General features: G+C 44.2%; 24 protein-coding genes and 1 tRNA gene. 9 read left to right on the forward strand and 16 right to left on the reverse strand.

Going from position 1 to position 21,505, the window contains the following annotated elements; genetic code table 11:
* Positions 1-34: 34 nt before the first annotated feature.
* The 5 genes from V7O63_RS06080 to V7O63_RS06100 all read right to left on the reverse strand — a co-directional run bounded on the left by V7O63_RS06080 (position 35) and on the right by V7O63_RS06100 (position 4,371).
* Positions 35-790, reverse strand: coding sequence for a sulfite exporter TauE/SafE family protein (locus V7O63_RS06080; RefSeq protein ID WP_340820614.1), 756 nt, complete (start codon positions 788-790; stop codon positions 35-37).
* Positions 791-879: 89 nt separating this feature from the next.
* The gene (locus tag V7O63_RS06085; protein WP_340820615.1) at positions 880-1,479 is read right to left on the reverse strand and encodes an FmdE family protein; all 600 of its coding nucleotides are present in this window, start codon (positions 1,477-1,479) and stop codon (positions 880-882) included.
* 175 nt (positions 1,480-1,654) lie between these two features.
* Positions 1,655-2,371 carry an aromatic aminobenezylarsenical efflux permease ArsG family transporter gene (locus tag V7O63_RS06090; RefSeq protein WP_340820616.1) on the reverse strand — a complete coding sequence of 239 codons (717 nt, stop codon included), beginning with the start codon at positions 2,369-2,371 and terminating at the stop codon, positions 1,655-1,657.
* A complete protein-coding gene (locus V7O63_RS06095; RefSeq protein WP_340820617.1) occupies positions 2,372-2,815 on the reverse strand; it encodes a nitrophenyl compound nitroreductase subunit ArsF family protein in 444 nt (147 codons plus the stop codon).
* Positions 2,816-3,024: 209 nt separating this feature from the next.
* Positions 3,025-4,371 carry an isopropylmalate synthase gene (locus tag V7O63_RS06100; RefSeq protein WP_340820618.1) on the reverse strand — a complete coding sequence of 449 codons (1,347 nt, stop codon included), beginning with the start codon at positions 4,369-4,371 and terminating at the stop codon, positions 3,025-3,027.
* A gap of 255 nt (positions 4,372-4,626) precedes the next feature.
* Here V7O63_RS06100 and V7O63_RS06105 point away from each other — a divergent pair, with 255 nt between their 5' ends.
* Entirely contained in the window at positions 4,627-5,130 is a 504-nt protein-coding gene (locus V7O63_RS06105) for an amino acid-binding protein (RefSeq protein ID WP_340820619.1), read from the forward strand.
* 36 nt (positions 5,131-5,166) lie between these two features.
* Here V7O63_RS06105 and V7O63_RS06110 read toward each other — a convergent pair whose 3' ends face one another.
* Positions 5,167-6,375 (reverse strand): NAD(P)/FAD-dependent oxidoreductase, encoded by a 1,209-nt coding sequence (locus tag V7O63_RS06110; protein ID WP_340820809.1) that lies wholly within the window; start codon positions 6,373-6,375, stop codon positions 5,167-5,169.
* Position 6,376: 1 nt separating this feature from the next.
* Entirely contained in the window at positions 6,377-7,099 is a 723-nt protein-coding gene (locus tag V7O63_RS06115) for an HAD family hydrolase (RefSeq protein ID WP_340820620.1), read from the reverse strand.
* A 181-nt stretch (positions 7,100-7,280) separates the two neighbouring features.
* Between V7O63_RS06115 and V7O63_RS06120 the strand changes: the two genes are divergently transcribed.
* A complete protein-coding gene (locus tag V7O63_RS06120) occupies positions 7,281-7,424 on the forward strand; it encodes a hypothetical protein (RefSeq protein WP_340820621.1) in 144 nt (47 codons plus the stop codon).
* Positions 7,425-7,495: 71 nt separating this feature from the next.
* On the opposite strand, the gene V7O63_RS06125 is transcribed toward V7O63_RS06120, so the two are convergent.
* A complete protein-coding gene (locus tag V7O63_RS06125) occupies positions 7,496-8,338 on the reverse strand; it encodes a winged helix-turn-helix domain-containing protein (RefSeq protein ID WP_340820622.1) in 843 nt (280 codons plus the stop codon).
* A gap of 219 nt (positions 8,339-8,557) precedes the next feature.
* On the opposite strand from V7O63_RS06125, the gene V7O63_RS06130 reads away from it, so the two are divergent.
* The gene (locus V7O63_RS06130) at positions 8,558-9,697 is read left to right on the forward strand and encodes a hypothetical protein (RefSeq protein ID WP_340820623.1); all 1,140 of its coding nucleotides are present in this window, start codon (positions 8,558-8,560) and stop codon (positions 9,695-9,697) included.
* Between the two features lie 46 nt (positions 9,698-9,743).
* Here V7O63_RS06130 and V7O63_RS06135 read toward each other — a convergent pair whose 3' ends face one another.
* The gene (locus V7O63_RS06135) at positions 9,744-10,685 is read right to left on the reverse strand and encodes an alpha/beta fold hydrolase (RefSeq protein ID WP_340820624.1); all 942 of its coding nucleotides are present in this window, start codon (positions 10,683-10,685) and stop codon (positions 9,744-9,746) included.
* Between the two features lie 20 nt (positions 10,686-10,705).
* Positions 10,706-10,777: transfer RNA gene (locus tag V7O63_RS06140), tRNA-Arg, on the reverse strand.
* Positions 10,778-11,186: 409 nt separating this feature from the next.
* On the opposite strand from V7O63_RS06140, the gene V7O63_RS06145 reads away from it, so the two are divergent.
* Entirely contained in the window at positions 11,187-11,381 is a 195-nt protein-coding gene (locus tag V7O63_RS06145) for a MoaD/ThiS family protein (protein WP_340820625.1), read from the forward strand.
* A gap of 17 nt (positions 11,382-11,398) precedes the next feature.
* On the opposite strand, the gene fdhD is transcribed toward V7O63_RS06145, so the two are convergent.
* From fdhD to V7O63_RS06160, 3 genes are read right to left on the reverse strand one after another with little or no spacing between them, the layout of a single operon-like run.
* Positions 11,399-12,220, reverse strand: coding sequence for a formate dehydrogenase accessory sulfurtransferase FdhD (gene fdhD, locus V7O63_RS06150; protein WP_340820626.1), 822 nt, complete (start codon positions 12,218-12,220; stop codon positions 11,399-11,401).
* Entirely contained in the window at positions 12,221-13,402 is a 1,182-nt protein-coding gene (locus V7O63_RS06155) for a cysteine desulfurase (RefSeq protein ID WP_340820627.1), read from the reverse strand.
* Between the two features lie 54 nt (positions 13,403-13,456).
* Positions 13,457-13,777: a helix-turn-helix domain-containing protein gene (locus tag V7O63_RS06160; protein WP_340820628.1), complete on the reverse strand. Its 321-nt coding sequence runs from the start codon at positions 13,775-13,777 to the stop codon at positions 13,457-13,459.
* Between the two features lie 316 nt (positions 13,778-14,093).
* On the opposite strand from V7O63_RS06160, the gene V7O63_RS06165 reads away from it, so the two are divergent.
* Positions 14,094-14,843: a HesA/MoeB/ThiF family protein gene (locus V7O63_RS06165; protein ID WP_340820629.1), complete on the forward strand. Its 750-nt coding sequence runs from the start codon at positions 14,094-14,096 to the stop codon at positions 14,841-14,843.
* A gap of 5 nt (positions 14,844-14,848) precedes the next feature.
* On the forward strand, positions 14,849-15,256 hold the full coding sequence (locus V7O63_RS06170) for a molybdenum cofactor biosynthesis protein MoaE (protein WP_340820630.1): 408 nt from the start codon (positions 14,849-14,851) through the stop codon (positions 15,254-15,256).
* A 29-nt stretch (positions 15,257-15,285) separates the two neighbouring features.
* Here V7O63_RS06170 and nadA read toward each other — a convergent pair whose 3' ends face one another.
* Positions 15,286-16,218 (reverse strand): quinolinate synthase NadA, encoded by a 933-nt coding sequence (gene nadA / locus V7O63_RS06175; protein ID WP_340820631.1) that lies wholly within the window; start codon positions 16,216-16,218, stop codon positions 15,286-15,288.
* 236 nt (positions 16,219-16,454) lie between these two features.
* Between nadA and V7O63_RS06180 the strand changes: the two genes are divergently transcribed.
* From V7O63_RS06180 to V7O63_RS06190, 3 genes are read left to right on the forward strand one after another with little or no spacing between them, the layout of a single operon-like run.
* Positions 16,455-17,117: a cobalamin-dependent protein gene (locus V7O63_RS06180; protein ID WP_340820632.1), complete on the forward strand. Its 663-nt coding sequence runs from the start codon at positions 16,455-16,457 to the stop codon at positions 17,115-17,117.
* Positions 17,114-18,151 (forward strand): uroporphyrinogen decarboxylase family protein, encoded by a 1,038-nt coding sequence (locus V7O63_RS06185; RefSeq protein ID WP_340820633.1) that lies wholly within the window; start codon positions 17,114-17,116, stop codon positions 18,149-18,151. Before V7O63_RS06180 ends, V7O63_RS06185 begins: the two co-directional genes overlap by 4 nt.
* 4 nt (positions 18,152-18,155) lie before the next feature.
* Complete coding sequence (locus V7O63_RS06190; protein ID WP_340820634.1) at positions 18,156-19,841, forward strand: ATP-binding protein; 1,686 nt, start codon at positions 18,156-18,158, stop codon at positions 19,839-19,841.
* Positions 19,842-19,915: 74 nt separating this feature from the next.
* Here V7O63_RS06190 and V7O63_RS06195 read toward each other — a convergent pair whose 3' ends face one another.
* Together V7O63_RS06195 and V7O63_RS06200 are read right to left on the reverse strand one after the other, a co-directional pair.
* Positions 19,916-20,272 (reverse strand): DUF1641 domain-containing protein, encoded by a 357-nt coding sequence (locus tag V7O63_RS06195; RefSeq protein WP_340820635.1) that lies wholly within the window; start codon positions 20,270-20,272, stop codon positions 19,916-19,918.
* Between the two features lie 12 nt (positions 20,273-20,284).
* Entirely contained in the window at positions 20,285-21,475 is a 1,191-nt protein-coding gene (locus V7O63_RS06200; protein WP_340820636.1) for an FAD/NAD(P)-binding oxidoreductase, read from the reverse strand.
* Between the last annotated feature and the right edge of the window lie 30 nt (positions 21,476-21,505).

Raw genomic sequence — 21,505 nt, forward strand, 5'->3', positions numbered from 1 at the left:
TTTTTAGTTTTTAATTTGTGCTATCTACACAAGATCATATCAATCCATACACGATCTTGATGGCCATTATCCACAAAACCACACCAAACATCTGTTTGATCGTTTCTGACTTCATTTTGCTATGCATTAGATGTGAACCTACCTGTCCTCCTATAAATGCAGCCAGAGCTGTATAGATCATGAGATTCATGTCCAGGTGTCCTGTTGTCAGGTGACCAAAGAACCCTGAGAATGAGGAGAACAACACAATGAAAGCTGATGTGGCTGAAGCACGTTTTGTCTCAAACCCAAGTGCGATCAAAACCGGTACAATGAACACACCGCCGCCAAGTCCGAGAAGCCCGGCGAAAAAACCGATCCCAAATCCAAGAACGATACCAATGAGGGATCTGTTCTTCTTATCCGTGGCATTAGTTGATGCATTCTTTGCTCCACCTTTTCCAAAAAATAGCATTCTTGCTCCGGCAAAGATCAGCACAATGCTAAGTATCCATAGCAGTATCTCAGTTGAAACGAACCTGGTAAAGTAAGCACCGAGTGGAGCTCCAATGATGGAAGTCACTACAAAAGGTGCTGCTACTTGCAAGTCTATCATTTTTTTTCTGTAATAGGTGATCGCTGCTGAGCTGGCAGTTATACCATTGAGAAGCAATGCTGTAGGTATTGCAATGAGCATATCAATGCCGAGCCAGTAAAATAAAGGCACATATACCAGGGAGCCACCCAGGCCAAGCATTGAAAATATAACGGCTAGAAAAAAGATGATAACAGCAATTAGAATAACATCCATATGACCAATTCCAGATCTTGTAGCAGTATATTATGTAAAAATGGTTGGTGCAATTGCACCTATTGCCCAATGTTCTAGTTTACTGTCACTCATTTGTCTGCACAGGGTTTGCAAAGTATTTTGCCATTAATCTCCTGCAATTTGTGAGCAAATGTACGTTCACCACATTCCTCACACAATCCTGTATCAAAAACTCCTTTTTTCTTTTCAAAAGCATAATCGAAAACCGGACTGATCACGAGGAAGTTTTCTTCAGGTATGCTTAGTATTTTGTTAACCAGGGGTTCTGCGATCTCAGAAGAAATGTCCTGTGGGAGTACGCCTGATTTCCTCTGTTCAACAAATGGTGATTGTAGCATATTGCCAAAGAATTCAGGTTTTATGTATGCTCTGACTGCCTTTTGATCTATAGTATCGATGAGTGTAAAAGCCATTTTTCCATGGTATGTCTTTTCAATATTACTTTTCCCATAAGTACAACCAGAAATAGTCATAAGACCATCAACAAAGCATCCGGCTGCATGATCATTTCCTGTCTCTGCGATCATGAAAAGCTCTTTATCCTTTGATCTGTCAACGCCAAGTGCATTCATAGCAGCAGCTCCGGCCCTCATTCCAAGCGGCATAGCAGGACACCTGTGGCCGTGAAAGGTAAATCCTGTTTCAAGATAGTCATTTACATTGATCATTTTAATTTCTCCATAGCTGGTTTGTACGATTTTGTGTATTAGTCACACAACCACTAATGTACAATTAATTTGTCTATATTTAAAGATGGCGGTTTCAAAAAGATTTGAAACACTCTGCTCATAGTGCTCAAGATATGCTATTATGATAGGTGATATTTTACAACCACGTCACCTATTACGTAAATACAAAAAGTCTTGAATAGTACAAGCCTACAATTATGAAAATAAGTGCTGCCAGCATTCTCATACCTTTCTCTATAATATGGATCCTATTGACGAATTTCCCTACTCTGGATGCTGAATACACTAGTAGTATAGAGAAAAACAATACAGGTAAAGCTGTTGCGATCGCAAATATCGAAGGTATGATTATCGGGTCCTGTGCGGCCAAAGCTATAGGAATGAGCATACCAAAGAAGAGTACAGCACTAAAAGGACAAAACGAAAGAGCAAAAATAAAACCAAGCAGAAAACCGCCCACATATCCTTTGTTCTTTAGTTTATCTCCCAGTGCACTGGTTACACTGCCTCCTTTGAAAGAAGGAAATCGGTCAGCTGTGATCATAAGGATTCCAAGGATTAGAAGAAATGGACCTAAAAGCAGTTCCCCGTTCTTTTGTAAGACTAAAGCAATATTCTGGCTGCTTATGCCTATCCAGATGATAGAGGATGCTACAAGCATATATGCTGTCATTCTTCCAAGTGTGTAGATCATACCAACAGTAAGTACATGTCTGCCATTGTCGATTTCCTTCGACATATAAGCTATTGATGTTATGTTGGTTGCCAGAGGACATGGGCTAACAGCAGTCATCAGGCCAATAAAGAAGGCAGCGATCAAAGGAACGTCACTGGTCCCCATGGATTGCATAAAGGCCATAAGATCGGTCATTTAGATTCCATCCATTTTTTCGTCGATGACTTTACTTAAATAGGACATATATTCTGCCTTATCATCGATCTTATACCAGACGTCCATGTTCTGCTCAGCAGAAAAACCATTTTCTGTATATGTGCCTATCCACAGAGAAGAATAGGCAACTCCATATCTTTGAACTAGTTCCTTGTTCTCAGGAAGCTCACTGTTCACATGCCTGAATACAAGTTTTCCTGATCTTAGTTCATCTGCAAAGTATGTATTCACTGTTTCCTCTGCATAAGATCCGACTGTCTGACAACTGTGACATTGGTTCATTCCATGGAAGTGAATAACTTCTATATGAGGATCTGATCTCAATGTGCTGTCAATAACCAGTGAAGTGCTTTCATCATTGTTCTCAACGCAGCCTGATGAAAGTAACGTCAGAACAAACAGAATGACCAGTATTTTTTTCATATTAACACAGTTCGATTATACATGAGGATGCATTTCAAATTCATTTGAAAATTTTATCTAACTATGTATTTAAAGATTTGTCTCTCCAAAGTTTATTCTTCGATGGCATCAAAAAAGGATTATTAACCAGTTATGATAAATTGGCGAATTCCCTCGCCAAAAAAAGAAAACGCATAGCTGCTATCCTCGGACAGCAGCCAAAAAAAGAATTAGTCTATAGTATCATGCATGCGAGGCTTGATCTCATTTAGACCACTTGACTCGCTTTCATCGCCATTCTCATCATGATCCCTGCGATGCATTTCCTTACTGACCATCTGGTTGAACATGAAGTATTTCTTCACGTATGCCATGATCTCTTCATCGGATATACAGGAAACCCTCTTCTCATCGTTGTAGAGTTTCTGGATCTCAGCCTGGATCGCCCTGAGGCGCTTATCGTTCTTATCTACCTCGATATTAACGTCCATAAGCTCGTTCAGTGTTTCCTGCACCTTATACCTGAGTACCTCTATACCGGATGAGTCACCAATGAGGAATATCCTCTTACCACCGACGATCTCAGGTGGATATGGTTCGTATGTGAACGGGTTCTTGATAACACCGGCAGAGTGAATGCCTGACTCATGGGCGAAGACGTTGTTACCTACAACGGATTTGTTCCTTGGGATACGGATTCCGATCTCATTTTCCATGAACTTTGAGAATTCAATGATAGCGTCAAGGTTGTATTTGTCGAATCCCTCGATACGTCTTGCAAGGAACAGCAGGAGTTTCTCCATCTCTGCATTACCTGCTCTCTCACCGATACCAAGGAATGTTACATTGGACCAGTTTGCACCATGCCAGTATCCTGCAATGGAGTTGGCAACTGCAAGACCGAAGTCATCGTGACAGTGTGTTTCGATGTTCTTGACATTGAGCTCGTCCTTCAGGTACTTTGTGATCATTGGTATTCCAAATGGTTCGTCAACACCTTCAAATGGTATGCCGAATCCAATGGTGTCACATACACGAATAGTACAATCCGGGTCAATGTCCATTATTTTCTTGATAAGCGGGAAAGTGAAACCATAATTATCTGCACGGGTCATATCCTCTATGTGAGCCCAGGTGCGAAGACCGTGATCAACTGCATACTGGAGTGCGTTGAGATATTTCTCCTCGGCTGTTTCACGGGTCAGTCCCATCTTGTCAACTATATGGGGATCAGATACGGACATCAGGACACCTGTTTCCTCAATGCCGTCAATGTTGAGGACCATGTCGATATCAGCAGGATTTGCACGTGCCCAACCAGTGATCTCAGGGAATTCGTATCCCTGGTCCATCATGAGCTTGATAGCTTTTCTGTCCCTTTCGTTATATACAAAAGTCTCAAGTTTCTCAATTCCTATCCTGTTCAGGTAGTTATATATCTGAAACTTCTGCTGACTCTTCATGACAATACCAGGCATCTGTGCCCCATCCCTGATAGTGCTGTCACTTATAGATACTTCCTGCCCGAGTGGTAATTTTATTTTAGGAAGATCATCATAATCCTTGTATATCTTCATTCCATTCCTCCATAATGTAATTCTGAAATTCCGGAAAGCATACCTATTGTAAAAACGGGTCAGTATCGGATATGAGCATCGAACTGAAAGCGATAGTGCTCCGGATGATTATCTTTGTTGAAAGTTGAACTTCATTTACTATAGGTGGCTTTCTACTTAAAACATCCTTTTGTTATCAAAAACCAATTAATTTTCTTAGTATGTTGTTGAAATGAACCTTTAAATCTTTATAATTTAAATGAGTACAGTATCCATATGTGGAGCACATTACTCGGGAAATTTGAAAAATATCCGGCCCAGCAAAAGGTCCTGAAAGTTATTTTTGAAAGGGGTTTCCAGGTAAATGATGAAGGCAAAGTTGCATCAGGTGCAATAGAGATAGCACACACACAACTTGCAAGGGAAGCAGGCGTTGACCGGCGTGTGGTGGATTCCACAACCGAGGTTATTCTGGCTGACGAGCAGTTGAGGAAGGTCTTCCAGAATATAAGGTCGATACCTTTCCTTCGTGATGTAGCCCCTCTATTGGGTCAGGGTGTCGTCATTATCACTCCGGATGATGCATCTCACAAGGGCATAATATCCGAGGTTTCCACAGTAATAGCCCGGCATAATATCAGTATCAGACAGGCAGTATCTGATGACCCGTATTTCACCACCGAGCCAAAACTCACCATTATCACGGATACCAAGGTTCCGGGAAGCATTGTAGAAGAACTGTTAAAGCTGGATTCTGTAAAAGGCGTGAGTATCTACTGAAGCACTTTCCTTTTTCTCTCTCTCTCTCTTCAGTTTTTAAAGAACAGCCTTTGCAAATGCACGGAACACTTTCAACATATGCACCGACCTGGAAGGATGTAGCATCTTCTTTATCAGTATGGAGGGATGGTCCATATCCCCATAGCGTGTGATAGTATCAAGAATTGCGGGATTATTCATTGACCCTATCAACTCATCGAGCTCTTTGTCCCCGAGTCCGCCAATGAAATTATGTATCCTCATTCCCATTGCAAGTTCCTTACCGATCTCTCCCCGCCATCTTCTGTCATATTCAGAAAGGAAGTTCGCAGAACTATCTTCATCAGCAGCAGCCTTGGCAGCAACCTCTCCAGCTATCTTCGCACAGACTGCACCGGTATATATTCCGCCTCCGGATGTTGGCTTGACCTGACCGGCAGCATCTCCCACAACAAGTACACCGTCAGAATATGTTCTCTCAAGCGGTCCAAGTGGTATCCCTCCCATTACAAGGTCGAGTTTCCCTCCTCCATATCTTGAAGCTACATGCGGGTTCTTTGTCAGCAGTTCCTCAAGTACCTGATGAGCATTCATCCCGGTTACGCAGTTAGGGTCAACTGCCATTCCGACCCTGGAAATGCTCTCGTTCACGGGCACGGTCCATCCGAAGAATCCCGGGACCTGTGAACCGACGAAAAGTTCCACAAAATCAGTATTCTCTGAGCTGTAAGGCACTTCTGCCTGTATCCCCGGAAGCACCTTTGTCACATTGCCCAGACCTGCCATCTTAGCTATCCTGCTTCGAACACCATCAGCAGCTATTATGACATTTGCTTCGATCGTTTCAGCTCTTCCTTTCCTCACAACAGATAACTTCTGCATCTTCCCGGATGTATCGATTCCCGTAGCCCTTGTGTTCAGCCACAGATCGACATCCTCTTCAAGCGCCATGGCTGCAAGCCGGCGGTCGAACATCTTCCTTGAAACAACATATGCCTTAGTCTCTCTTCCATCTATGGGCAGGGGGTCACCGTTCATTGGGTGGACGAATGCACCTCTTACCGAATTGAACACAAAGTCATCAGATGGTTCTATATCACACTCACTGACCGCCCGGGTGCTCAGCAGTCCCGTACATCCTACAGGGCTTCCTATGAACGCATGGTCCTCTACCATCAATGTCCTTGCACCGTGCATGGCGGCATATCTTGCTGCTGTGGAGCCGATGGGTCCGGCTCCAACAACGATAACATCATATCCTTTCATATCAACTTCTGTTCCCATTCCAGTTTCGGTCTATAATTATTTTAAGTAATTCCCTGAACGTATTTATCGTATGGTCAGGTCTTTCCTCTGCCTGCACACTATCCCCGGGGTGGCTGTGATCGCCATAATCTCCGTATTTTGCATGTACAGTCACCATTCCTATCTGTTTGGATGGAATGATATCCCTTCTGAGACTGTCGCCAACATAAAGCGTCTCGTGGGCTTTTAGACCCATGGAATCCAGAGCATAGGTGAAAGGCTCATGGGATGGTTTTTTGTGTCCGGTCATGTCAAAGGTGAAAAGTGAATCGAAACACCCGCAAAGTCCCGTTCTTTTGAGACGTCTCCCGGCATTTCTCCGGTCAGCATCAGTCAGTATCCCTATGTTCAGTTCCATTTCTTTCAGCTCCAGCATTGTATCTTTAACACCGGGATAGGGTTTGATGTTGCGTATCTTCTCCCTTTCATATATTGTACAGCATTCGTTGAACACCTGTTCCGAGTACTTACCGTATTCCACCAGATAATCACTGATATTCTCTACATCCTCAAATCCATATCTCTTCCTGCGGAAGTAGGATAACAGCTCATGTGGGTTCCCTGTTCCTATGTATTCCACAATAGCATTGCAGGCGTTCATCTTTGCTTCAATGAAGTCAAAGAGGGTGTTATCCATATCAAATATGATACCTTTTGTACGGCCACTATCTCTGATGCTGTCCATAACTTCGTCCTGTTTTCGAATTCTGATACTTCTGGTATTTCTGTATGCCGGAAAATATGCAGCATTCATATATCATATATTCGTCTGTGGTAATGGGTCCCAAACAAGGTTTATATATTATTCAGAGCTATATAAACAGGTGGAACTATCAATAAGGTGGTTCTGCAAACGAGGGAAAACAATGGTTACACAAATACAGTTAGAGCAGAAGGATAATGCTACACCTGTCCGGTCAGCAATTGCTGATGACCCCTGCGTGAGAAAAGAAGATGAAGGATTCTATTCATCCTGTGGTCAGGCATATATCCGGATCGACAGAAATTAGGGTAGGACTTTCTTCCTATATTCAGACGTCGGGCAATAGTCCCTACTTTCCATTTTTGCTTTTTTCATTCTTCACATGATCCTTTCAGATCTTTCCTTGTAGTGGGCGAAGAGTTCCTTCCCCCATGAGATCGCTGATCCTTCGGAACTTGATATGGTAGTACCATCGTATTTTCCAAAATTACCGGGTAGTGCCATTGAGAAGAACCTGTCACTTACAATGAGGTTCAGGGGTCTGACCTGCCCTTTGTAGACAAAGATGTTCGAACGTTCATCGCTGAAAAGGTTCTCTATCTCTTTTTCGTATTCCTCTCTCAGTGATTCGAAGATCGGATTGTCTGTCAGCAGTATATTGAGATTCTGTGGGACCTCTCCCCGGATGATCCTGTAGACATCTTCCGTCATTATCAGGTCGATCACACTTCCTTTTTCCATAAGACCGGAATATATGATGAGTTGTGCCGGATGATGCACCGGGACGAATGCCATTATCTTTTCAGAACCATTTATTCTCTGTAGCATGTCTTCCTGTTGTTCGAATATATCGGGCATCTGTGGCTCACATATATCGCAGTTGACAAGTTCCCCTATCCTGTAGAGAAGTTCTTCCGGTATGGGTTTCAGATCATGTTTAAGCCAATAGTTCCTGTACTTCTCATGGGCTTCAAGGGTCATCAGGAGATCTTCCATATTCCTCACTATCACTTTTCCCATGGTCGTGAGGGTACAGGTTCCCTTATAGTATGTTATCAGATCCCATTCGACAAGCTTCTTTATCTGTGGTATCATCGACTTCCATGGAAAGTCAAAAGCTGTCTTGATCTCATCCGAACTCTTTGCTCCGTCCTTCAGGAACAATAGTAACCCCTTCCTCTTCTCCGAAAGGAATAGCGTATCGATCAAAGATGATCGCATATAAACCCCTTTTACATTTGCTTTTAAAGGCATATATAGTAATTGGAATATTGCTATTGATGAGGAACATACAAATGATACATTCTTTTTCCAATGACGTTATCCTTTTCCAGGGCTGCCGATAAATTCGCACTACTGTTGCCATACCATGATGGTTTTGGCTATATCCCTTCAACTGAAAATATATTATGAGGAAGGGACCTCGGGAGGAATCGTCTAATGGGAAATATCAGGACATCAGTACTAGTTTCAGTTCTATTCATAACAGTGACATTACTATTCACATCGGCATCATTGGCAGCAACAGGCGCAGGCATGTCAGAGACATCAACGGACTCTGATAACGGAAATTATGAATTCCTGATGGTAAGGGTCGTCACTCCGGGCTCACTGGAGGTCACGGTTGGTGATACAGTTACCTGGCGTAATCTTCAGCGCCCCAAGATGCCGATAGTTCTTGTGAGCATTGATGGTCTATGGGATGACCAGGTTATCTACTACGGTAAGATCTTCTCATATACATTTGAAGAGCCCGGAACCTATGCATTCACGGTTGAGGACAATCCTGCTATGGCAGGAACTATAGTCGTATCTGAGAAAACGATGCGCTCGGCAGCCGATACATCTGAGGATGAGGGCATGATGGTACCGGAACCTGTGACTATGATGACACAGTCTGTCGAACAGGTTCAGAGCCGTATGCAGCAACAGATGATCGATGATCGTAATGAGTTCCTTATCGTCCGCACCCTGACACCCACTTCAATGGAGGTCTATGCAGGTGAGACCGTCACCTGGCGTAACCTTCAGCGTCCCAAGATGCCTGTGGTGCTCATAAGCGATGAGGGTCTGTGGGATGATGAGACCATCTATTATGGTAAGATCTTCTCCTATACCTTTGATGAGCCCGGAACCTATAGTTTCAGTATTCAGGACCATCCTGAGATGGCAGGAACCATTGTGGTCTCAGAGGAAAGGATGACATCTGTGGAAGATGAGGATATGGATGGGATGATGGTAGCACCCGGGCCTGTAATGATGAAGGAAGGCGAGGAGGTCGGAACCATGGAACAGGTCAGGGTACGCGAGATGGAGCAAACGAGGCAATATAACTATGAGTTCCTTCTCGTCCGTGTGGCAACCCCTGAATCGATGGAGATCGAAGCAGGCGAGACGGTTACATGGAGAAATCTCCAGCGTCCAAAGTTCCCTCTGGTACTTGTGAGTGATGATGGACTCTGGGACGACCAGACCATCTATTATGGTAAGATCTTCTCCTATACGTTCGAGAATTCAGGAACTTACAAGTTCAGTGTTCAGGGAAATCCTGCAATGGCAGGGACTATCGTTGTAAAATAGATATGGAAAGGCAAATTTCAACCTTTCCTCCTTTTTTATCTTCATTTTATTGGAATATTATCGCCAGTTCGTTTTGCAGGTCATCTGCCATCAATGCGGAATACCCGTGTGTGCTGCCATTCACATGATAGAACGCCTTTGGTTCATTCGCTTTATCGAAGGTCTTCTGTGCCGTTTCAAAAGGAATGATACTGTCATTGACCGAATGGAACATCACAATTCTTCGGGGTGCAATATCTGCAAGGTAGTTATCAGGGTCTATGGACCTGTAGAAACGATATGCTTCAAGGTCAATGCTCTCATCGACAACTATGTTATCCATGTCATATCCGCTTGTGCTGATGGCAACAACACCTTTTATATCCGGGTCGATAGCTGTGGCAATGATGGCGAACCTGCCTCCGTTGCTCAGTCCCAGCATTGCGATGTTCTGGCTGTCAACTCCTGACTGTTCACCGAGGACGTCTGCAGCAACCATTGCGTCATGGACCATCATATATTCCACCGGCTCCTCACCACTCATGAACAGCTCAAGGTCGCCCTGTGGGTCAATTCCTCCAAGATTCCTCTGGTCTATGGTTATGGATGCGTACCCGATCTCTGCGAGCAATTCAGGAATAGCGGTCTGCTGCTCCTTGGAAACACCTGCTCCCGGAAGTACGACGACACCGGGTACGGTTGTATCCTGATCCGGTAATCGTATCAGTGCTTCTATATCAGAGTCCCTGCTTTTGAAGGTCGATGTCTTTACAGTTGTATTGTCATCATTGATCTCAAGACGGCTGACGCTATATTCAGTTTCATCGATATGTGAATAGGAAAGGATCCCATCATCTGAAACTGACCACTCCTCCTCGTCAGAGCTAAGGCTCACTCCAATGACACCAGCTGCCATGAGCAGAATGCCTATTGCAAGTGGCAGCAATTTGACATTTATCTTCTGTTCCGGTGCCTTTCTTTTTCCTTTGTTGATGTGATGCTTGCTCATAGGATCACTCGATGTTTGTACGAACCTGCCGGGAATCGAACCCGGGTTCTAAGCTCCGGAGGCTAAAGTGATATCCACTACACTACAGGTCCACTATGTTGATGTAGGTCCATTCTGGATGTTTCTCATTGAACATAAATATAATGTTGGTCAATGTTGGTTCTATTCTGGCTTGTTGAGTATGGTCGGTTTTGTACATATGTATTCAATGTAGTATCATTCTGATTCATTTAGCATACATACGAACAAAAACCCTTAAATATCACAATTGTGTATTAGTAGTATTCACGATCGTGATGAAAAACGTATACCAAGGTTACAGGGTGGCTATACTATTGGCGGCATAGCTACTCTTTACCGTTGTACCATGCCTTGGCTTTGTGGTCTGATCCACATGAATCCTTCAGATGTGTTGGGGCATTCAATGCCCCATCCAAAAACGTACTCTCCTGAAAGTTTAAACCCCTTGTTTTATTTATTATCACGACAACAGGCTACAATATGAAAATAAGACTCCCCTCGGGCAAGATAGAAGATATGGACCTCGGTCCACTTACTGTTGAAGAATTATTGAGCAAGCTGAATATCAGTCAGGGTGAGGTACTGGTATCACGCGATGGCCAGATCATCCCTGAGGATGCCGTTCTCAATTCCGATGATAATGTACGCATAATGCAGGTTGTGTTCGGAGGCTAGACCGCACAGCCTGACTATCATACAACTTTTTCTTCATTCGTTCCCTCAACAGGTTTAGAGCTGTCAAGAGCCTCACATACTGGCTCTGGTATGCCTGTGATCCTCTTTCCCAATGAGTAAACGTTCATCTTCTTGCTTCTGACAAAACCGACTATGGTAAGTCCACGGGACCTTGCGATATCTATTGCAAGGGTGGTCGTTGCGCCCCTTGAGACAACTATGGGAATGTTGGCTGTCAGGCATTTCCTTACCATCTCCGATGATATCCTGCCGGAGCAGATGATATATGTCCTTGAAAGGTCGATGCCTCTCTCAAGCGCATAACCTATGATCTTGTCCAGTGCATTGTGCCTGCCAATATCCTCAACAACACAGACCTTTCCTTCGGCGTTGTAAAGTCCTACCACATGTATGCCGCCGGTCAGGACATGAAGTTCTGAATCAAGAGCCTCTTTGACCGATCCACGTATGACTCCTGCATCAAGTGTCAGGTCTGAGCTGATCTGCGGAAGCTTGGCTATGTCAAGATAGGACATCGAGCCGCCACAACCACTCAGGACGGTCTTCTTTGAAACAAGGATCTTGAAAGGGCTCTTTGTCAGGACACCTGCATCAGTACCCTCTATCTTGATAGATTCGATCTCATCCACATCCTTGATGATCCCTTCCGTATAGAGGAAACCAAGCACGAATTCCCTGAGCATATCAGGACTGATCATGGCTGTCAGGGCATGTCTTCCGTTAACTTTCACGGCAAGGGGCATTTCCTCTATGACCTGGTGCTCTTCCAGTTCAAAGGAATCTGCGTCTCCTTTGATGCAATCAACTTCTCTGTACATTCATAATCTCCTTACCATCTCTTTCATGGTCTCTATCAGTCTGTCAACCTCTTCTTTTGTATTATAAAGGTAAAGGCTTGCACGTACCGTTCCACCTTCGAGTCCCAGATGGTTCATAAGTGGCTGGCAACAATGTTCTCCTGATCTTACCATGATGGCTGCCCCTTCATCAAGGATATGTGCGACTTCATGCGGATGCAGTCCGTCAACATTGAATGAGACAACTCCTATCCTGTTGTCATCTCCAGGGCCGTAGACTGTCACTTTATCTGTGTCCCTCAGTCCTTCAAGCAGTCTTTTTGTGAGTATTTCCTCATGCTCTTTTATCTTTGACATGCCGATATCTTCAAGGTAATCCACTGCTCTGGCAAGTCCTATCATCCCGGAGATGTTCGGGGTTCCGGCCTCATATCTCTCATAGCCATCGACAGTGGTGTATCCGCTTACTGATACCTTATCTATCATTCCGCCACCAAGTAGCAGTGGGTTGATATCTTCCTCTTTCATCCACAATATGCCTGTTCCGGTAGGTCCAAGCATCTTATGTCCCGAAAAACAGAGATAGTCACACCCGAGTTCTTTCACATCTGTAGGCATGTGCGGGACAGCTTGCGCACCATCAACAAGCAGTTTTACACCTTTCTCATGGCATATCTCAGCTATTTCCTTTACAGGGAGCAGGTTACCAAGGACGTTTGATGCCTGTGTGACCGCAACTATCCTTGTCCTTTCATTGATCGTATTCCTGATCTCCTCTATGTCGATAGAACCATCAGGCTCTGTGTTCACCACTGAAACATCCACTCCTCTGTTTCGCAGGCGCATCCAGGGGAGAAAATTAGAATGATGTTCAAGGACCGTGGTCACTACGTTGTCACCTTTGTTCCATTTCATCCCACAGGCGACCATATTGATGGCTTCGGTGGTATTCTTTGTCAGGACAGTGGTGCCATCCTCTCCTCCGATGAAGCCGGATACCTTTTCATGGGCATGCCAGTATTTCTGTGAGGATATGTTCGTTAGCCTGTGTACCCCTCTTCCAACATTGGCACGGTATATCCTTTCGAACTCGTTCGTTGCGTTCACTACCTGTTCAGGTGAAAGACTGGTTGCGGCACTGTCCATATAGGTTATGTCTGCAAGAATGGGGAAATCATTTCGTATACTATCTACGTTAAGCATTCTGTTCCACCCGATGTATCAGGGTCTGTAATGAAGAATGGTATTTTTTACTTCTCACTCTTCGGTGCCAGTTCCGCATTGCCCTTCGTCCTGACGCAATTGCCGGCAGATCTCGCAGATCCTTCCCGAAAGGTCATCAACAGTACCTTTCTGCATATCTTCTGCGAGGGTATGTATGGCGCTTTTGATATCATCATCAAAAACAATACGATAGCCTCTTTTCTTTGAAAGGTACTGTGAAACGGCTGAAGGTGCCATGTCAAGTTCTCTGGCCACTTCCTGTTGTGAAAGGCCGCAATTGACAAGTTCTTCTGCGATAGCTGCCCTGATGGCCGGCAACACATCCCAGACTATTCTTTGACAGGGTAATTTCATGGTCCTTAGTTCCTGTGCATCATTAATATGTATTTCCTGCTATGGATATGACTCACAATTGTGAATAGGTTTTCGATCTTAAAAGTCTTTTCTGTTCTTTTTCCTTTTCCAATCCATTTTTCATTTTGGGAGTGTCTTAACTGTCTTTGCCCCGTACAATAGTATTATATATTCACAATTGTTAATATCGGGATGACCGGTTATATTCTGTCTCGTACAGATATCCGGTCAGGGTCAAAAGAGATAAGCTTTGACCTCATATTATTTACTTATCCAGTCATATATCTAATATTTACAGGCTTTAAGGACACATCTCATGTTTAGCGACGATGAACTTGAACGTTACAGCAGGCAGATCATGCTCTTTGGTGAGGATGGCCAGAAGAGGTTAAAGGACGCAACGGTCTTCATTGCAGGTGCAGGGGGGCTGGGTTGTCCGGTAGCGCTCTATCTTGCAGCTGCCGGGGTAGGGAACCTGAGGATCGCGGACCGCGATACCGTGGAGCGGACCAACCTAAACAGGCAGGTGCTTCACTGGGAAACGGACATTGGCAGGGAGAAAGTACTTTCAGTTGAAGAGAAACTTCGTGATATAAATCCCCACATCAATATCGATACATTCCATATCACCATAGATGATTCCAATGTAATGGAACTGGTAGGTGATGCTGACATCATAGTTGATGCAATGGACAACTATCCTGTACGTTATCTTCTGAACAAGGTCGCCTACGAGAAAGGTCTTCCACTTATCCATGGTGCTATCCGTGGTTTTGACGGCCAGGCTATGACCATAGTTCCGGGGAAAAGCGCCTGTTTTAACTGTGTATTCCCATCGCCCCCGCCTGTGGAAGTATTTCCTGTGGTAGGTGTGACTCCCGGTATTATAGCAATGGTACAGGTAAATGAGGCTATCAAATGTCTTCTCAGGAAGGGTGACCTCCTTACAGACCGGCTGATGATATGGAACGGTCTGTGTTCTGAAATGGAATACATGAGAGTGTCAAAGAGATGCGACTGCAAGATATGTGGAACTGAGCCAGATCCAAAAGACAAACAGGAGTGATGCTTATGATAAAGATAACACATGATGATTTCGACATAAATAAAATGATATCAGATGCCAGAACAGATAAAATGGGCGCAATGGTTACATTCCTCGGAACTGTCAGGGATGATGGTATGGATAGCCTTCAGTTCGAGGTATATGAGGAACTGGCTATCACAGAACTTGAAGCTATCCGTGACGAGGCATTCGAAAAGTTCGGGATAGAGAGCGTGGATGTCATTCACCGCATTGGTGACCTTCCGGTAGGCGAGAATATACTTCTTATTGTAGTGGGTGCAGGGCACCGTAAACAGGCATTCGATGCATGCGAGTACATCCTCGAACGCATAAAGGAAAGTGTCCCTATATGGAAAAAAGAGGTCGGTGAATCAGGAGAGCGCTGGATCCCGGGGGAAGCTCATAATTCCTGATCCCTTTTCATTTTCTAATTATCTTTCGATCACTTGATATCAAGCATTCTCTGGATGGCAAGTCTTGCCCTGTCTGCCACATCTTCCGGTACGGTTACCCTCGGGGTGAGAGTTTCAAGGGAGTTGTACACTTTCTGAAGGTCTGTTCTTTTCATTGTGATACATATCGCATTCTCAGATAGCGGGTAGTATGACTTATCAGGACAGTCATTCTTCATTCTGTGAATAATGCCTACTTCTGTACCGATGATGAATTCCTTCTTCTCGCTCCTGCATACGTGTTCTATCATACCTGATGTAGAATATACGTAGTCTGCAAGGTCTACTACCTCTGAACGGCATTCAGGGTGGACAAGTACATCTGCTTCAGGATGGAGCTTACGTGCATTCATTACATCATCCGGTGTTATCCTGTCATGGACAAAACAGAATCCTTCCCAGGGCATTACTTCCTTGTCGGTGAAGCGGGCAACATAGCTTCCGAGGTTCCTGTCAGGTACGAAGATAACCTGTTCCTCTTCAAGGGACTCGACAACTTTCACAGCATTTGAGGAAGTACAGCATATGTCACTCTCTGCTTTAACTTCGGCTGAGGTGTTCACGTAACATACAACTGCAGCATCAGGGAACCTCTCCTTGAGAACACGAAGCTCGCCTGCAGTTATCATCTCGGCCATAGGACAGTTCGCATCTGCTGCCGGCAGCAGTACCTTCTTCTCAGGTGAGAGTATGGCCGCTGTCTCTGCCATGAAGTCGACACCACAGAATACTATCACGTCGGCATCCAGATTCGCTGCCTTTCTGGCAAGCTCGAGGGAATCACCTGTGAAGTCAGCTATGTCCTGTACCTCTCCTATCTGGTAGTTGTGGGCAAGTATCACTGCGTTGTGCTCTTCTTTGAGTTTAAGTATCTTATTTTTGAGTGCTTTTGCATCAAGTGTTGTTTTATCAATATAGGTCATAAGTGGTACCTTATTTGTTATATGGTCTATATTAAGTTATAATTTGACATCGGTCGTTCACAATTGTTATTTGCTTCCGTTCCTATATACTTTTTACCACTATTTCTGAGGTGACCCGATTCCCTTGCAGTAGCACTTAAAATATTATTATGGGTATATTATTATGCTATCATATTTTTTGTGATCCGGTACATTTTTTAGTAGGGACTTTATATAAGTACATCTCACAACTGGACATGTGTATTGGTGGTGGATGCATAGTTAAGGTAAATTCTAATATACTGGAATTCGAAGATGCCCTTCTATCCCTGAACAGGGTAGCTGCAAAGAACATGGTGCTCGGAGAGTTCACCGGCGATAATGCCTTTGAGATCATAAATGAGATGATCTCCCCGGCACTTGAAAGTATTGGGGAGATGTGGGCAGACGGTAGGATCGCTCTGTCACAGGAATATATGGCAGGCAGGATATGTGAGGAGCTCGTGGAGATAATATTGCCTGTTGACGGACCTACAAGGAAGAATATGCCTGTGATCGGTATTACGACCCTTGGGGATGAGCATATGCTCGGGAAGCGTATTGTCTCTTCTTTCCTTAAGGCAAATGGATTCAATCTCTTTGATTATGGTGATATGGGACCTGGACCGGTATTACGGAAAGTGAAGGATGATGGCATTGAGGTCCTGATGGTATCGACCCTCATGCTCAACCTCGCCTATGGGGTAAAAGAGCTCAGAAATGGTTTTGATAATGAGAATATCAATACAAAGATTATAGTGGGGGGTGCGCCGTTCCTGTTCGACCGTGACCTGTGGAAAGAGGTTGGTGCAGACGGTATGGCAATTGATGCAATGGGGTCTGTAGAGAAGATCAATGAGGTTCTTGGGGTGTCACAATGAGCAGTGGGGAAATGACCTCCATGGAGAGGGTACTGACAACCCTCGGGCATGAAGAACCGGATAGGGTCCCATTCTTCCTGCTACTGACAACTCAGGGTGCCGATGTTTTCAATGTTTCCATTGAAGAGTATTTCTCAAAGCCTGAGATGGTGGCAGATGCCCAGATAAGGATGCAAAAAAAGTATGGTCATGACTGTTATTATTCATTCTATTACGCTTCCATTGAGATCGAGGCATGGGGCGGCAGATCTATATTCTACCCGGACGCATCTCCGAATTGTGGGAGACCGATTATCAGGGATATTGAGGATATCACATCTCTGGAAGCTCCTGATGTTTTTGAGTCCCCCCGACTTCAGAATGTCCTGAAAACGACCGCTATCCTGAAAGAACATTCAGGGGAGGATATCCCTATCATAGGTGTTGTTATGTCACCTTTTGCATTACCTCCTATGCAAATGGGCCTTGATCATTATTTCGACCTTATCTATGATGAGCCAGAAAAATTCGAAGAACTGATGAAAGTGAACGAAGAGTTCTGTGTTCAGTGGGCAAATACACAACTTGAGGCAGGTGCAACGGCAATATGCTACTTTGATCCTGTATCCTCATCAACCATTATTCCGCCGGAACTTTACAGGAAGACCGGTTTCAAGGTAGCAAAAAGAACCATCTCCAGAATAAAAGGTCTTACTGCAACCCACATGGCTTCTGGCAGATGTCTTCCCATTATCGATGATATAGCAGAAACGGGAACTGCGGTGATCTGTACCAGTGTTCTTGAGGACCTTTCTGAGATCAAGGAGGTATCTAAAGGTAAACTATCTGTACTGGGTAACCTTAATGGTATAGAAATGAGGCACTGGTCCCCGCAGGAAACCGAATACAAGGTAAAGGAAGCAATAAGTAAGGCGGCAGAAGGTGGTGGTTATATCCTTTCGGACAATCATGGAGAGATACCATATACAGTGCCTTCACGAGTCATCACGGACATCTCAAAGTCCGTAAACAAATGGGGTAAATATCCGGTTTAGAAATATGTTCTACGATCATTATGTCCTTGTTCCTGAATGTATCAGGGAAGAGATCGAGCACCTTATAGCTTATGATGTACATCTCAAGGGAATAAAAACTGCATATTTTATGCCATCAAAATCTGTGATCGATGGTAAAGCTATCATTGATATAATCAGGAATTTAAAATGTGATAATGACATTTTGCTTCTTTGTGAGAGGGCATGTCCTGAGGTATCGATCCCAGAGGGATACTGTGGGTCACTCAAGGTCAACAATATAGGGCACATCTATGATCTTTTTGTTGACAATATGATCCTAAAGGAACATGAGAATGAGGGTACTTTTGTCATAGTGCCGGGTTGGGCTGCTAAATGGGAAGAGAATCTGCAGTTCATCGACCAGTTCGATGGTGAACCTGACAGACCATTTTCAGATAGATATTCATCTGTTCTTATTCTGGATACCGGACTTCATCCTGATCTTATCGAAAAGGCAGAGGAATTCTCTGCATATGTCGATGTTCCTTTTAACATTCTTGATGTTGGCCTGGAGCATTTCAAACTGGCCTTTGACAACCTGATACTCCAATGGGGTATCGAGAAGAAACAGGAACAATTAAAACTCTGCAATCGTAAGGCAGCCTCATATGCCATGTCTATAGATTTCATAAAGACGATAGCAGATCTGACCGATGAGTCTATGGCAATTGATTCTATTTGCAAATTGTTCAGCACGATGTTCGCCCCGAAGAATGTGGTCTACTATTCGTTCCACGAGGAAGAAATGGATCTTAGATATTGCAGATCCCCCGAATCTGAAAAAGATGCGATAATGCAATTGAAGGATTCTGATGCGAACTATCTTGTTTTCGATACGGAAGATGGTTTTGCATTGAAGATCATGACCACAGATGATCTTCTGGGTATCATCGAGATACACGGGGTAGCTTTCCCTGAATATCTTGATGAGTATCTTAGTGTTGGTTATGATCTTGCAAAAGCTTCAGGTCTTGCAATATCCAATATAAGACGTTATCATGAGGTATTCAGGTCCCGTGAGGAACAGGTCAAACTCAGTGAGCTGCTTCGCAGTACGAATCGTATTCTAAGTCACGATATTGTCAATGACCTTCAGATCATACTTGGGGCACTGGACCTGCTTGAAGAGAACAACGACCCTACATTCTTTTCAATGATAAGGAAAGCCGCAAATAAGAGTGTATCACTGATAAAGGATGTGAAGGAGCTGGACCTGTCTTCATCTGATCGGGAGCAACTGGTCATTCAGGATGTCCGGCATATCATTGACAGTGTCATAAGCAAATATAATGCCGATCTTAGTGTAAAAGGAAATTGCCTGGTAATGGTGGATAAAGCTATGGTATCGGTCCTTGATAACCTGGTAAGCAATGCCTTTGTACATGGAAGTGCAAGTAAGGTGGACATCGATATAAAGGAAAGTGGTGGCACATGTGAGGTCACCGTTGCAGATAATGGCACAGGTGTTCCTGATAATATCAAACAGAAGGTATTCGATGAGGGCTTCAAATATGGAAGTACCGGACACACTGGCTTTGGACTCTTTATAGCTAAGCAGACTATCGAACGCTACAATGGTTCGATACGTGTAGAGGACAATATGCCATCAGGTGCTAAGTTCGTCATAGAGCTTGCAGCTGCAGAAACGGATGTGCATATTGTTAATTGATCTCTCCTTGCAGTGATCGAAGTAAAAGGAACGAAGATATTACGATGTTAAAAAGAAAATTGGGAATCCTGCTTCTAATCCTCTGTAGCTCTTCCAATGGCCTTGACAAGTGTCAGCATTACTCCCATACCTTTCTGGAAGTCCTCGTTACCCATCTGTTTGAGAAGTCCTCCAAGACCGACCTTTGGAGGGTCAAGCAAGGCTTTGTCAAGTTCAGGGTCCTGCATTCCTCTTTCCAGCACGTCGATAAGATCTGTGCTTATTACTGAATTGGTCAGCCTGAACACGGTAGCCATGATCTCGGCAATTCCCCGGGCCGTCTGGTCGTTCATGTAATCCTGCATTATCCTTGCAGTCCTTACAAGATCAAGGAAAGCCTCCATATCCTCAGGTGCGATCGGAATACTTGTTGGTATGTCATCATTTTCCATATTCATCCCTCCTTAGAACAACCCCTTTACACTCATATCCCAGTGCAGGTAGTAATACATACGGTATATGTACCATCCCATCTTCGTGGGTTTGAATGGTGCGGGCATAACACCATAGTTCCAGGTGGCAATGTATGCCTGCCCTGCTGATGATGGTGTTTCCATCTCTGTGATTATAGGGCAACCTGTTTCTCCTTCATATGGTACCTTTGTCCTGTTGCCGTAAATGTCATTTGTGAGGTTCTGGCTGACCACAAGTGCCTGGTAATGGGCTCCTATTCCGGTCTTTAGTATGTCTGCAGGTCCGTTGTCACCAAGTATGTAAACGTTGTCGTGGTTTCCTGAAGGGCTCCGATATTGTAATGTCGTCCTGTCACAGGGGATCCAGCCTTTCTCATCAGTGATGCCTGAATCCACAAGAACGGCCTGGGGTTTGTGTGGTGGCACTGCGATCAAAAGGTCATACTCTACCTTCTCTCCTTCTTTTGAAGTGAGTTCTTTTTTAGAGGCATTTACCTCTCCAAGAGGGAAACTTCTCTTTACCTCGATGTTCTTCTCTTTGAGAAGGCCACTCACAAGTTTATTGAACTCAGGTGGTCCGATAGGTTCCATTGGCCATAGCAATGTGAGATTGAACTGGTCTCTGTTCTTCATTACATTTCTGAGGTAACTATCAAGCAGGAATGTGAATTTTACAGGTGCTCCCGGGCATGGTATTGGCATTGCAGCAACTGATACTACTATATTGCCTTTGTCCATTTTCCTTATCTTTTCGCCAACCTGTGTGGCACCTTCGATCGAGGTATAGAATGTATTAAGTTCATCTGCAAGTCCGGGTATGGCGTCTGCATCGGCCCGTGCTCCCATAGCTATCACAAGGTAGTCGTAATTATATTTCTTCCCACTTTTGACACCTACTTCTTTACCGTTGAGGTTTACTGATGTGACCTCGCCATCATCTCCAAAGGCGGTGTTCACACGGGGACTGATGAGTTTCTTTCTTTTCCTGATTATATCTTCAGGTGTGTAGAGTCCGAATGGGAGAAAAGTAAATCCCCCCTGATTCACACTGGTGTCATCCCTGTCAAGAATGGTGATCTCCAGTTCATCTCTGGCTATCTTCTTCCTGAACTCCCTTGCAAGCTTGTTGGCTACCACAGAACCGGCATAGCCAGCTCCCAATATCAATACCTTTTCTTTCATATTTTAACCCCATATTTTGATGAGTTATTA

The organism is Methanolobus sp. WCC4 (genome assembly GCF_038022665.1).
Taxonomy (GTDB): domain Archaea; phylum Halobacteriota; class Methanosarcinia; order Methanosarcinales; family Methanosarcinaceae; genus Methanolobus.

Bases quoted from the DNA above. Each gene is read 5' to 3' on its own strand.
- V7O63_RS06080 (WP_340820614.1), bottom strand. From the start codon at position 790: ATGGATGTTATTCTAATTGCTGTTATCATCTTTTTTCTAGCCGTTATA.
- V7O63_RS06085 (WP_340820615.1), bottom strand. From the start codon at position 1,479: ATGATCAATGTAAATGACTATCTTGAAACAGGATTTACCTTTCACGGC.
- V7O63_RS06090 (WP_340820616.1), bottom strand. From the start codon at position 2,371: ATGACCGATCTTATGGCCTTTATGCAATCCATGGGGACCAGTGACGTT.
- V7O63_RS06095 (WP_340820617.1), bottom strand. From the start codon at position 2,815: ATGAAAAAAATACTGGTCATTCTGTTTGTTCTGACGTTACTTTCATCA.
- V7O63_RS06100 (WP_340820618.1), bottom strand. From the start codon at position 4,371: ATGAAGATATACAAGGATTATGATGATCTTCCTAAAATAAAATTACCA.
- V7O63_RS06105 (WP_340820619.1), top strand. From the start codon at position 4,627: ATGTGGAGCACATTACTCGGGAAATTTGAAAAATATCCGGCCCAGCAA.
- V7O63_RS06110 (WP_340820809.1), bottom strand. From the start codon at position 6,375: ATGAAAGGATATGATGTTATCGTTGTTGGAGCCGGACCCATCGGCTCC.
- V7O63_RS06115 (WP_340820620.1), bottom strand. From the start codon at position 7,099: ATGGACAGCATCAGAGATAGTGGCCGTACAAAAGGTATCATATTTGAT.
- V7O63_RS06120 (WP_340820621.1), top strand. From the start codon at position 7,281: ATGGTTACACAAATACAGTTAGAGCAGAAGGATAATGCTACACCTGTC.
- V7O63_RS06125 (WP_340820622.1), bottom strand. From the start codon at position 8,338: ATGCGATCATCTTTGATCGATACGCTATTCCTTTCGGAGAAGAGGAAG.
- V7O63_RS06130 (WP_340820623.1), top strand. From the start codon at position 8,558: ATGGGAAATATCAGGACATCAGTACTAGTTTCAGTTCTATTCATAACA.
- V7O63_RS06135 (WP_340820624.1), bottom strand. From the start codon at position 10,685: ATGAGCAAGCATCACATCAACAAAGGAAAAAGAAAGGCACCGGAACAG.
- V7O63_RS06145 (WP_340820625.1), top strand. From the start codon at position 11,187: ATGAAAATAAGACTCCCCTCGGGCAAGATAGAAGATATGGACCTCGGT.
- fdhD (WP_340820626.1), bottom strand. From the start codon at position 12,220: ATGTACAGAGAAGTTGATTGCATCAAAGGAGACGCAGATTCCTTTGAA.
- V7O63_RS06155 (WP_340820627.1), bottom strand. From the start codon at position 13,402: ATGCTTAACGTAGATAGTATACGAAATGATTTCCCCATTCTTGCAGAC.
- V7O63_RS06160 (WP_340820628.1), bottom strand. From the start codon at position 13,777: ATGAAATTACCCTGTCAAAGAATAGTCTGGGATGTGTTGCCGGCCATC.
- V7O63_RS06165 (WP_340820629.1), top strand. From the start codon at position 14,094: ATGTTTAGCGACGATGAACTTGAACGTTACAGCAGGCAGATCATGCTC.
- V7O63_RS06170 (WP_340820630.1), top strand. From the start codon at position 14,849: ATGATAAAGATAACACATGATGATTTCGACATAAATAAAATGATATCA.
- nadA (WP_340820631.1), bottom strand. From the start codon at position 16,218: ATGACCTATATTGATAAAACAACACTTGATGCAAAAGCACTCAAAAAT.
- V7O63_RS06180 (WP_340820632.1), top strand. From the start codon at position 16,455: ATGTGTATTGGTGGTGGATGCATAGTTAAGGTAAATTCTAATATACTG.
- V7O63_RS06185 (WP_340820633.1), top strand. From the start codon at position 17,114: ATGAGCAGTGGGGAAATGACCTCCATGGAGAGGGTACTGACAACCCTC.
- V7O63_RS06190 (WP_340820634.1), top strand. From the start codon at position 18,156: ATGTTCTACGATCATTATGTCCTTGTTCCTGAATGTATCAGGGAAGAG.
- V7O63_RS06195 (WP_340820635.1), bottom strand. From the start codon at position 20,272: ATGGAAAATGATGACATACCAACAAGTATTCCGATCGCACCTGAGGAT.
- V7O63_RS06200 (WP_340820636.1), bottom strand. From the start codon at position 21,475: ATGAAAGAAAAGGTATTGATATTGGGAGCTGGCTATGCCGGTTCTGTG.